Annotated in this window: 8 protein-coding genes; 2 read left to right on the forward strand and 6 right to left on the reverse strand. The window is 32.0% G+C overall.

The genetic code is table 11. From position 1 onward, the window contains the following. Positions 1 to 113: 113 nt before the first annotated feature. A complete protein-coding gene (locus tag ACZ49Z_RS03160) occupies positions 114 to 2429 on the reverse strand; it encodes a CHC2 zinc finger domain-containing protein (RefSeq protein ID WP_464306751.1) in 2316 nt (771 codons plus the stop codon). Positions 2430 to 2593: 164 nt separating this feature from the next. Here ACZ49Z_RS03160 and ACZ49Z_RS03165 point away from each other — a divergent pair, with 164 nt between their 5' ends. After that, entirely contained in the window at positions 2594 to 2944 is a 351-nt protein-coding gene (locus tag ACZ49Z_RS03165) for a helix-turn-helix domain-containing protein (RefSeq protein WP_464306752.1), read from the forward strand. 76 nt (positions 2945 to 3020) lie between these two features. Here the strand turns inward: ACZ49Z_RS03165 and ACZ49Z_RS03170 are convergent, their stop codons facing one another. The 5 genes from ACZ49Z_RS03170 to ACZ49Z_RS03190 form a co-directional block, all read right to left on the reverse strand. Continuing rightward, complete coding sequence (locus ACZ49Z_RS03170; protein WP_464306753.1) at positions 3021 to 3602, reverse strand: HEAT repeat domain-containing protein; 582 nt, start codon at positions 3600 to 3602, stop codon at positions 3021 to 3023. Further along, a complete protein-coding gene (locus tag ACZ49Z_RS03175; RefSeq protein ID WP_464308040.1) occupies positions 3599 to 4531 on the reverse strand; it encodes a putative toxin in 933 nt (310 codons plus the stop codon). Before ACZ49Z_RS03175 ends, ACZ49Z_RS03170 begins: the two co-directional genes overlap by 4 nt. Before the next feature lie 1192 nt (positions 4532 to 5723). After that, positions 5724 to 6587 carry a tyrosine-type recombinase/integrase gene (locus ACZ49Z_RS03180; protein ID WP_464306749.1) on the reverse strand — a complete coding sequence of 288 codons (864 nt, stop codon included), beginning with the start codon at positions 6585 to 6587 and terminating at the stop codon, positions 5724 to 5726. Beyond that, complete coding sequence (locus ACZ49Z_RS03185) at positions 6584 to 7444, reverse strand: tyrosine-type recombinase/integrase (protein ID WP_464306750.1); 861 nt, start codon at positions 7442 to 7444, stop codon at positions 6584 to 6586. The genes ACZ49Z_RS03180 and ACZ49Z_RS03185 overlap by 4 nt, the downstream gene beginning before the upstream one ends. Before the next feature lie 115 nt (positions 7445 to 7559). Continuing rightward, positions 7560 to 9875, reverse strand: coding sequence for a CHC2 zinc finger domain-containing protein (locus tag ACZ49Z_RS03190; RefSeq protein ID WP_464306751.1), 2316 nt, complete (start codon positions 9873 to 9875; stop codon positions 7560 to 7562). 164 nt (positions 9876 to 10039) lie between these two features. On the opposite strand from ACZ49Z_RS03190, the gene ACZ49Z_RS03195 reads away from it, so the two are divergent. Continuing rightward, on the forward strand, positions 10040 to 10390 hold the full coding sequence (locus ACZ49Z_RS03195) for a helix-turn-helix domain-containing protein (protein ID WP_464306752.1): 351 nt from the start codon (positions 10040 to 10042) through the stop codon (positions 10388 to 10390). The last annotated feature ends 31 nt before the right edge of the window (positions 10391 to 10421 follow it).

A 10421-nucleotide genomic window follows, 5' to 3' on the forward strand; every position in this document is an offset into this window, starting at 1 on the left:
ATTATGTTTTTTAGGTTGTACTTTTTATTTTGACTGAACGCTAGAGTTATTTTTTTGGTTTTTGCTTATATAATAGGGCTTTACAGATTTTTTAGTGTTCGTTTGGTGTTCGTTTAGTTGCCGTTAGTGTTCGGTTTCAGTTGTTGTATTTGCTTTATAAAATGGTCTTTTAGTTTTTTTCTAACGCTCTGTATATCATCAAAGTGGAAGATTTTATATTTATAGCCTTTGTTGCCGTGTCCAAATTGTTTGATGTATTCTAATTGTACTAATTGATTGATATAGTATTGTAATTGTGTTTTCTTAAATCCTGTGGCTTCCATGGCTTCAAAACGTGTAAAATCATCAGTTTTAAACTTCTTTTTTAATCGCTCAAAAAACTGTCGCAAAGAGCCGTCTAACTCGTCAATTTTCAATATTATACTTTCAAAAAGTATTTCTACTGCGTTTTCGATGTCGATGATTTCGGTTATTATTCTATTATTTTGGGTTCTTCTTTGGTATTGGTTTATTATTGTGATTTGTTTTATAATGCTTTGGAACATTTCGTTTAATCGTCGTTTTTTATGTACGTTTTCAGGAAGTTGTATTTGTGTAGCATACGGATTTTGTACTTCTTCAACCTTTAAAGCTCTGATTATTTTTTGTAATAGTTCTTTGGCTTTCTCTTGGTCTTTTTCGTTTATTTCTCCTGCTATACGCTTGTTTTGATAATTAATTATTTTGTCTGTTTGGTCCTGGCTTTCATCTACGGCTAATAAAAAACTTCTACTCATATTGTCTTCGTAAATCTCGCCTTTGGTTGTGGCACTCAAGGAACTGAACACGCCTTTTACTTCTTTTTTGGTGGATTTGATATTTCCCTTTTTATCCTTAATTGATACGCTGCTGCTTAATCTTTGATTACTGATTAACTCACGCATTGCAAACATTGCTTCTTCTTTTAATCCGTCTAAATCTTCAATAACCAATAATTTATTTACTAACTCATATTCGCCCCAATTATATAAACTACTCTCTGTAATTCTTGTAAATCGAAGTACGTCTTCTTGTGGAATAATATCGGCTATTTTACTGATAAGGTGTGTTTTTCCGCTTCCGCTTGAACCTTGCACAATGGCGTGTAATGGGCTTTTGGTTTTGTAGCTTGATGCAATGATAAATAGTAATAATCGGCTGTTTGCTTCTCCAACTATTCCGCTTTGTTCTATCAGTTTATTAAGTTCTTGTAGTAGATTGTCTTGTTTTAAAAAATCAATGGTGTTTTCTAAATTGGGTTGTTTTGGTTTTGGTTCTGGAGTAATTTTTTGTACTTCCTGTTTTGGTTCAACTTTTATATCTTCTTCAATTGAAAAAGAAAATACTATCTCCTTTCTTTGCTCGATTAGATGGATTAAAATTTCTCTTTCGTGTCCAATGATTAAACTATTTATATCTTCGTTTACGTGCGTTTCTACTTGGCTTATTTTGGCTTTTGGGTGTAGCTCTCGCAAGATTTCAGCGTATTTGGTAACGGCTTCATTTCCTGCCTTATCTCCATCAAAAAAGAAAATGATTTCTTCTAACTGTTTTAATGGCTTGATAGCGTTTAGGATTTCGTCATTTAGTCCGTTAGTTCCGTAGCAGGTTAATAGTGTATAGCTTTCTTTTATTTCATCTATTTGTAATAAACTAGCTGTATCAATGATAGCTTCAGTAAGTACTAATTTCTTTGTGTCCGAGTTTGGATAATTTGGATATAATCCTTGTCGGTTCTTCAGATAAAAATGTTTTGAGTTTTCATTATTAATTGTTGATCTAAAATAAAAACTAACGATTTGATTTTCTTTGTTTTTTAATGGGAACAATATTGATTTATTTCCAAAAGGTTTGTAAGCTTGTCCGCCTGTTCTTGAGTTAGTTCCTGCCAAGGTTAGTAAACCATAATTTAAACAATCATTGATTAACTTTTCGTCTTTTCTTGCTCCGTGATGGAACTGCCCACTATTAAAACCTACTTCTAATTTATCAAAATCTAAATTTCTACTAATGCAATATTCTTTAGCTGGTGGACTGCTTAATAATCCTTTTCTAAAACTTAAAAACATCTTTTCTAAAAAGTACATTCTTTCCTGTTCGTTTACTGGATTTGTCGTTTGTATGGTTGTAATTGCTTTTTGAACTGGTTGGATTGTTTCTATCATTGCCGTACATTTTTTTAATGCTTCGTGTTTGGTTAGCTTTTCATAATCTTGAACAAACTGGATTACATCGCCTTTTTTATCGCAAGCGTGGCACTTGTATTTATTTTGGCTAAAACTTACTTGTAAAGAAGCTGTACTATCCTCGTGGAACGGACAACGGAGCATATTGTTTTTGTCTGCTTTTAGATTGTAGTGTTGTAAGATGCTTTGTAATGATAAATTTTGCTTAATGTCTTGTATTTCCATTGTTGAAAACTTTTTTATTATCTTATTTGAGCAAAACTACTCATAATTGAGCATATTTAAAATATAATCCAATAATAACTTATAAACATATAAGATATAAATAATACGCTATATATTATCTTTGTTGATATTAATGATGTTAATAAATATCTAATACGATTACAATGACACTAGCAGAACGCATACAGCAATTAAGAAAAGATAACAACTTAACACAGGCTAAATTGGCAGAAAAAATTGAGCTTTCTGTTCCGCAATTAGTACGTTATGAGACTAAAGGTGTGCAACCTCCTGCCGATGTATTAAGCAAAATGGCTAAAGTATTTGGGGTTTCTATTGATTATCTTGTTAATGGAACTATACAAAATAAAGCTGAAGAAGTAATTGACGATAATTTATTATTAAAGCAGTTTAAAGCGGTGGAGCAAATGAAAAAGGAAGATAAAACCGTTATCTCTAAACTTATTGATGCCTTTATTCTTAAAGCTAATATTAAAAAACAATTGATGCTATAAAAAAACCACATCGTTAAGATGTGGTTTTTTGGTCTTGTTAAATAGTATTTACTTCACTATTTTTTAAGTCTATTTATTACTTTATTTTTTTTAAAGCTTTCAAAGCTTCTTTTTTAATCAAGCTATTAGAATGAGTAAGTAGACTAGTTATTTTTCCTATTGCTTTAGTTGATTTTAACCTACCCAATGCATCTAAAGCATGAGGACATACTTCATTATCATCAAGCAACTCAATAAGTACATTTTCTGTATCTGTAGATTTAATTTTTCCTAATGCTAAAACAAACATCTGTCTTGACATTCCGTTTGATTTGTCCTTTACTATTGCTATTACTTTTTCAATATAATCTTCCGTAATTGTCGTGTAGACAGTATTTCCAATAGCCCATTTTAATAACATTTTATCTTTAGGCGTTTTGTTATATTCTTCAAATAATACTGGATTTGCAACACCTATAGCTTCTTTAACTGCTAAAGCCCTAATTATACCCTCTCTTATACCAATATGTTCAATACCATTCTTTAATAAATTTAAAAGAACAGGAATTGCTATAGGGTATGGCTCTTTGGTATTTACTAAATCATAAATATCATCTATTAGCACACCTACTTTGCTTAATTCTGTTTTAACAGTTTCTACTTCTGATATAGTAATCATTTTACTGGTATTGTTTTATTAATAATAGATCCGTTATTTATCAAAGTTTGCAAAGGAGCAGAAAAAGTTGTTTCTGGTCTAGTATGAAGTATCATTTGCAAACTATTCTGTTGTGAATAAAGATGAAAATCTTGTAGTTGTCTTGTAAAACTTAAACTTTGAACATTCTTAACTTCTTCAAGCGTAGTTGATGTTAATCTATCGGGTATTCTGTATTTAGCTGTTCCTGTTAAAGATGGTATTCTAGTTTTTGAAGCACCTATACCAACGGCATCTTCTCCTGCAACACCTAACGCTCTAACCCCTGCCATTCCTGTATCTGCTGTTGCTGTGCCAAAAACACTACCCCAAACATATCCTAAACCTTTAGCAGCCCATCCCCAAGAGAAGAAAGGAGAGCTAAACTCCATTGGAGTACAAGCTCCTGAAGCCATTGGCTTTTCCTTGAAAATATCAATTAAACCCCAAGAAGAAATCTTTGTTCCTGCACCTGTGGTAAAGCTCATTAGATTATCAGTCGCAACCAATTTACTACCACTTGCATCGGTAACACTGCCATCAGCATTTAAATTATATGAGTATTCTCCCTCTAAAGAAACAGTTAAAGATGCATTTACAGCTGTTGCATTTTCGTAACCTGCTGCTTTAGCTTCTTCAACTGTATTAACAGTTGAGTTGTAGGCTATAGTTTTTTCACCATCAACTATTGAAGTAATCCATCCATCAGCAGACATTCCTGTTGGATCAATAAAATATAATGGATTGTTGTTTAAAAATGAATATGGTGATATATTTGAGAACTTTTCAGCTAGTGGGTCAAGGATTGGTGTTCTAACTATTGCTGGGTCATACATCCTTGCTCCAAAATCGTACATATTCAGTGATAGCTCATCTTGCCACTCTTTATTTTCAAACTTATACTTATACAGTCCTGCTCAACTTTTACCCTCGCGTGAGAGCCTTATTTTACTGCAACTCCTATGCTTCTTTCTGTAAGAACGTACTTTTTCATTTTCTCTCGCTTGTCAAAAATAGTACTTTTTATTTTCAATTGAAAAAAAAGATATTGCTTTATTTTAGGTTATTCGCTTTGGTTTCGTTTGTAATTCGCTTTAAATTAATCGTTTTTAAGCGTGATTTTAGCCTAAATAAGCCCTTTTTTATCCTTAGCTAATAACTTTTGTTGTTCAGCTATCAAAATGCTTTTATTTGGATTATTTCCTGAAGACTTCCTTTTTTTATCCATAAGAAAAAGTGGGCTCTAGTGGGCTTATGGTGGGCTTATCCTCGGGACATCTACGGAACATCGTCGGCTATAAGTCGGTTTATTCTGTAATACAAACTTGTTTAAATATTGCAACTTGTTTGTATGTTTTTTCGTTGTCAAGCCTTATGTTTACTCACTTTTTTTACTTTTTTATCAATCGTTTTTTTATCTTGGTCAACCGTGGCAAGTATTCACTATTTATGCGATGGGGCTTTTGGCTGGCTGAGTAGGTTCCGAAGGGTGTTCGTTTTAAAAGATGATGATTTAAAGCTTTGGAAGAAGTTAGGGCAATCATCAGCTTTTAAAATGATTAGGCTCACGCCGATTGAGTGCACAATCTTGGCTTTTTTAATTTTTGTGCACAAAAAACGAGCAAAGAAAGACGGCAACCACTGTAGCTGGATTTTTTGTGAAGCTTTTTTGAAGCAAATAATTAAAAATGAATAAACTTGCGAAGCTCCTATTTCGGGTGGGAGCGTTGGAGAGCGGCTATTTTACATAGTGCAAATTATAGTTTCATAAAAAAATCCTATTAAAAATAATCAACTCTTTTTTATGAACTATAATGCTCGATGCATTATGTAAAATAGCTTGGGAGTGGCTTTAGCGTCGGGTTAAGGCTCTTGTTTTTTCGGCTTTGGGTGAGCAGCTCTATACTAAACTTTATGGCTTTTTATTGACCGCTTAAAAAACAAATAATATCTCCCGATAAAAAACATAAAGTTTAGTATAGTGCTGTTCTTAGGGAAAAACAAGTGCCTTGTGTGGTGGGAGAAGCCACTGGAGCGTGGGGAGCGTTGGACGGGTGGGTGCAAATAACTCAGCGAAGCGTTCCTATTTTTATTATTGGTCTTTTATCTAATTGGGTGTAGTTTATCAATGGCTGTCTTTAAAGCGTTTAATCCTGTTTGCCTGTACTTTTCTGTGGTGTCTGGGTGTTTATGTCCTGCAAAGTGTTGTACTACTCGTAAATCGTTGTTTTTGGTTAGTAAGTTGGCTAGTACACTTTGTCTGATGGTGGTTGCTGTGAGCTTCTTTTTATACTGTTTTTGATAAGTTGTAATTAAGTAATCTACATCTTCGGTTCTGATGGGTGTTCCTAGTTTTCCCAATAGTAATTTATTGTTATCGTTTCTCCACGTTTTTAGCTTGGTTCTGTCTTGGTTGATGTATTCGTATAGCAATAGTATTTGTTCGGCTTTTAAAGGTAGATTTCTGTTATTGGTTAGTGCTGTTCCTGTTACTTGTATGGTTGCTTTCTCTAAATCTATATCGCTTAATTTTAAGTTTTCTATTTCGCCTATTCGTAAACCTTGATGAACTAATAAACTCATTATAATTTTGTTTCTCTTGGCCAAAAATGGATAACGTTCTTTTCTAGGATTTAAAAGGCTTTGTAGTTCTTTCTCTGTAAATAAATCTTGTAACTGGATTGGGTTTTCGGTTTTATCTCGTAATCGTATGCTGCGTGCTGGATTGTCTTTTCGTTTGCCTGTTTCAATTAAATAATCATAATATCGTTTGATGCAACCTAGTGTAGCTTTTATAGTGGATGGTTGGTAATTATTGCGTAATAATTCAATATACTGCATTACTTTTTGATAGTCATATTTGTCTGCATTTCTATTGGCTTTCTTGTATTTTTCAATACTATATAAATAACTTTCTACGGAACTTTCTCTTAAACTTTGTCGTAAAAAATCTTTTAATGTTGTCATTGTAATTTGGTTTTTAAAAAATTAATTCGAGTGTAAACCTGTGTTGTTCCAAGCTGTGTGTGTCCTAAAAAATCCCTAACCATTTCTATACTCATTTCATTTTCTAGTAGATGTGTTGCGATGCTATGCCGTAGGCTGTGTAAACAATAATTTTGATGATCTATTTTTTTTGTTCGTTTGAGTATTCTTTTAAAAGTGGTATAAATAGTATTCCCTTTTATAGGGTTTCCTAACTCATTGATTAAGAAGTTTTGTAGTTTCTCTTTTCTATAGATTTCTATTTGATTGTTATAGTTTTTTAAGTCCTTTACAATACTTTCAGTAAGTGGGATTACTCTACGTTTCTTGCCTTTTCCTTTTCTGATAAAGAGTAGTTTTTGTTCAAAGTTTATATCTTTTACATCCAATAAAATTACTTCAGTTCTTCTAAGTCCACAGCCATAACACAGATTTAAAATAGTAGTTTCTAATAAATTGGTGCAGTTTTGATACAGGGTTTTAATTTCTTCTTGTGTAAATACTAATCGTTCTTTTTTGGTAGGTTGTTTGATTCGTAGATTGTATGGATTTTGTTTAATTGTCCTGGTTCTTTCTAAATAATCAAAGTAGAGTTTAATTGCTAGTAGTTGGCTGTAGATGTGGCTTTCGCTTATAATTCCTTTTCTTCTTTTGTTGGGTTTTGTTTTTAGATATTCGTAGTAGTTTTTTATATGGTAATCGGTTATTTTTTGTGGTGTTTCTTTTGTATAATCTAATATATTTTGTGCATATTTTGGATAATTATTTACTGCTGTGTTGCTATATCCCAAGTTTAATAATTCTCTTCTAAAGTCATTTATTGTATTTTCTATTATCATTTATTATGTTTTTTAGGTTGTACTTTTTATTTTGACTGAACGCTAGAGTTATTTTTTTGGTTTTTGCTTATATAATAGGGCTTTACAGATTTTTTAGTGTTCGTTTGGTGTTCGTTTAGTTGCCGTTAGTGTTCGGTTTCAGTTGTTGTATTTGCTTTATAAAATGGTCTTTTAGTTTTTTTCTAACGCTCTGTATATCATCAAAGTGGAAGATTTTATATTTATAGCCTTTGTTGCCGTGTCCAAATTGTTTGATGTATTCTAATTGTACTAATTGATTGATATAGTATTGTAATTGTGTTTTCTTAAATCCTGTGGCTTCCATGGCTTCAAAACGTGTAAAATCATCAGTTTTAAACTTCTTTTTTAATCGCTCAAAAAACTGTCGCAAAGAGCCGTCTAACTCGTCAATTTTCAATATTATACTTTCAAAAAGTATTTCTACTGCGTTTTCGATGTCGATGATTTCGGTTATTATTCTATTATTTTGGGTTCTTCTTTGGTATTGGTTTATTATTGTGATTTGTTTTATAATGCTTTGGAACATTTCGTTTAATCGTCGTTTTTTATGTACGTTTTCAGGAAGTTGTATTTGTGTAGCATACGGATTTTGTACTTCTTCAACCTTTAAAGCTCTGATTATTTTTTGTAATAGTTCTTTGGCTTTCTCTTGGTCTTTTTCGTTTATTTCTCCTGCTATACGCTTGTTTTGATAATTAATTATTTTGTCTGTTTGGTCCTGGCTTTCATCTACGGCTAATAAAAAACTTCTACTCATATTGTCTTCGTAAATCTCGCCTTTGGTTGTGGCACTCAAGGAACTGAACACGCCTTTTACTTCTTTTTTGGTGGATTTGATATTTCCCTTTTTATCCTTAATTGATACGCTGCTGCTTAATCTTTGATTACTGATTAACTCACGCATTGCAAACATTGCTTCTTCTTTTAATCCGTCTAAATCTTCAATAACCAATAATTTATTTACTAACTCATATTCGCCCCAATTATATAAACTACTCTCTGTAATTCTTGTAAATCGAAGTACGTCTTCTTGTGGAATAATATCGGCTATTTTACTGATAAGGTGTGTTTTTCCGCTTCCGCTTGAACCTTGCACAATGGCGTGTAATGGGCTTTTGGTTTTGTAGCTTGATGCAATGATAAATAGTAATAATCGGCTGTTTGCTTCTCCAACTATTCCGCTTTGTTCTATCAGTTTATTAAGTTCTTGTAGTAGATTGTCTTGTTTTAAAAAATCAATGGTGTTTTCTAAATTGGGTTGTTTTGGTTTTGGTTCTGGAGTAATTTTTTGTACTTCCTGTTTTGGTTCAACTTTTATATCTTCTTCAATTGAAAAAGAAAATACTATCTCCTTTCTTTGCTCGATTAGATGGATTAAAATTTCTCTTTCGTGTCCAATGATTAAACTATTTATATCTTCGTTTACGTGCGTTTCTACTTGGCTTATTTTGGCTTTTGGGTGTAGCTCTCGCAAGATTTCAGCGTATTTGGTAACGGCTTCATTTCCTGCCTTATCTCCATCAAAAAAGAAAATGATTTCTTCTAACTGTTTTAATGGCTTGATAGCGTTTAGGATTTCGTCATTTAGTCCGTTAGTTCCGTAGCAGGTTAATAGTGTATAGCTTTCTTTTATTTCATCTATTTGTAATAAACTAGCTGTATCAATGATAGCTTCAGTAAGTACTAATTTCTTTGTGTCCGAGTTTGGATAATTTGGATATAATCCTTGTCGGTTCTTCAGATAAAAATGTTTTGAGTTTTCATTATTAATTGTTGATCTAAAATAAAAACTAACGATTTGATTTTCTTTGTTTTTTAATGGGAACAATATTGATTTATTTCCAAAAGGTTTGTAAGCTTGTCCGCCTGTTCTTGAGTTAGTTCCTGCCAAGGTTAGTAAACCATAATTTAAACAATCATTGATTAACTTTTCGTCTTTTCTTGCTCCGTGATGGAACTGCCCACTATTAAAACCTACTTCTAATTTATCAAAATCTAAATTTCTACTAATGCAATATTCTTTAGCTGGTGGACTGCTTAATAATCCTTTTCTAAAACTTAAAAACATCTTTTCTAAAAAGTACATTCTTTCCTGTTCGTTTACTGGATTTGTCGTTTGTATGGTTGTAATTGCTTTTTGAACTGGTTGGATTGTTTCTATCATTGCCGTACATTTTTTTAATGCTTCGTGTTTGGTTAGCTTTTCATAATCTTGAACAAACTGGATTACATCGCCTTTTTTATCGCAAGCGTGGCACTTGTATTTATTTTGGCTAAAACTTACTTGTAAAGAAGCTGTACTATCCTCGTGGAACGGACAACGGAGCATATTGTTTTTGTCTGCTTTTAGATTGTAGTGTTGTAAGATGCTTTGTAATGATAAATTTTGCTTAATGTCTTGTATTTCCATTGTTGAAAACTTTTTTATTATCTTATTTGAGCAAAACTACTCATAATTGAGCATATTTAAAATATAATCCAATAATAACTTATAAACATATAAGATATAAATAATACGCTATATATTATCTTTGTTGATATTAATGATGTTAATAAATATCTAATACGATTACAATGACACTAGCAGAACGCATACAGCAATTAAGAAAAGATAACAACTTAACACAGGCTAAATTGGCAGAAAAAATTGAGCTTTCTGTTCCGCAATTAGTACGTTATGAGACTAAAGGTGTGCAACCTCCTGCCGATGTATTAAGCAAAATGGCTAAAGTATTTGGGGTTTCTATTGATTATCTTGTTAATGGAACTATACAAAATAAAGCTGAAGAAGTAATTGACGATAATTTATTATTAAAGCAGTTTAAAGCGGTGGAGCAAATGAAAAAGGAAGATAAAACCGTTATCTCTAAACTTATTGATGCCTTTATTCTTAAAGCTAATATTAAAAAACAATTGATGCTATAAAAAAACCACATCGTTAAGATGTGGTTTTTTG

The sequence above is a fragment of the Flavobacterium sp. KY-23415 genome (assembly GCF_055384985.1).

Excerpts from the sequence above, each read along its gene's own strand:
- ACZ49Z_RS03190 (WP_464306751.1), bottom strand. The coding sequence starts at position 9,875 with ATGGAAATACAAGACATTAAGCAAAATTTATCATTACAAAGCATCTTA.
- ACZ49Z_RS03165 (WP_464306752.1), top strand. The coding sequence starts at position 2,594 with ATGACACTAGCAGAACGCATACAGCAATTAAGAAAAGATAACAACTTA.
- ACZ49Z_RS03185 (WP_464306750.1), bottom strand. The coding sequence starts at position 7,444 with ATGATAATAGAAAATACAATAAATGACTTTAGAAGAGAATTATTAAAC.
- ACZ49Z_RS03170 (WP_464306753.1), bottom strand. The coding sequence starts at position 3,602 with ATGATTACTATATCAGAAGTAGAAACTGTTAAAACAGAATTAAGCAAA.
- ACZ49Z_RS03195 (WP_464306752.1), top strand. The coding sequence starts at position 10,040 with ATGACACTAGCAGAACGCATACAGCAATTAAGAAAAGATAACAACTTA.
- ACZ49Z_RS03180 (WP_464306749.1), bottom strand. The coding sequence starts at position 6,587 with ATGACAACATTAAAAGATTTTTTACGACAAAGTTTAAGAGAAAGTTCC.
- ACZ49Z_RS03160 (WP_464306751.1), bottom strand. The coding sequence starts at position 2,429 with ATGGAAATACAAGACATTAAGCAAAATTTATCATTACAAAGCATCTTA.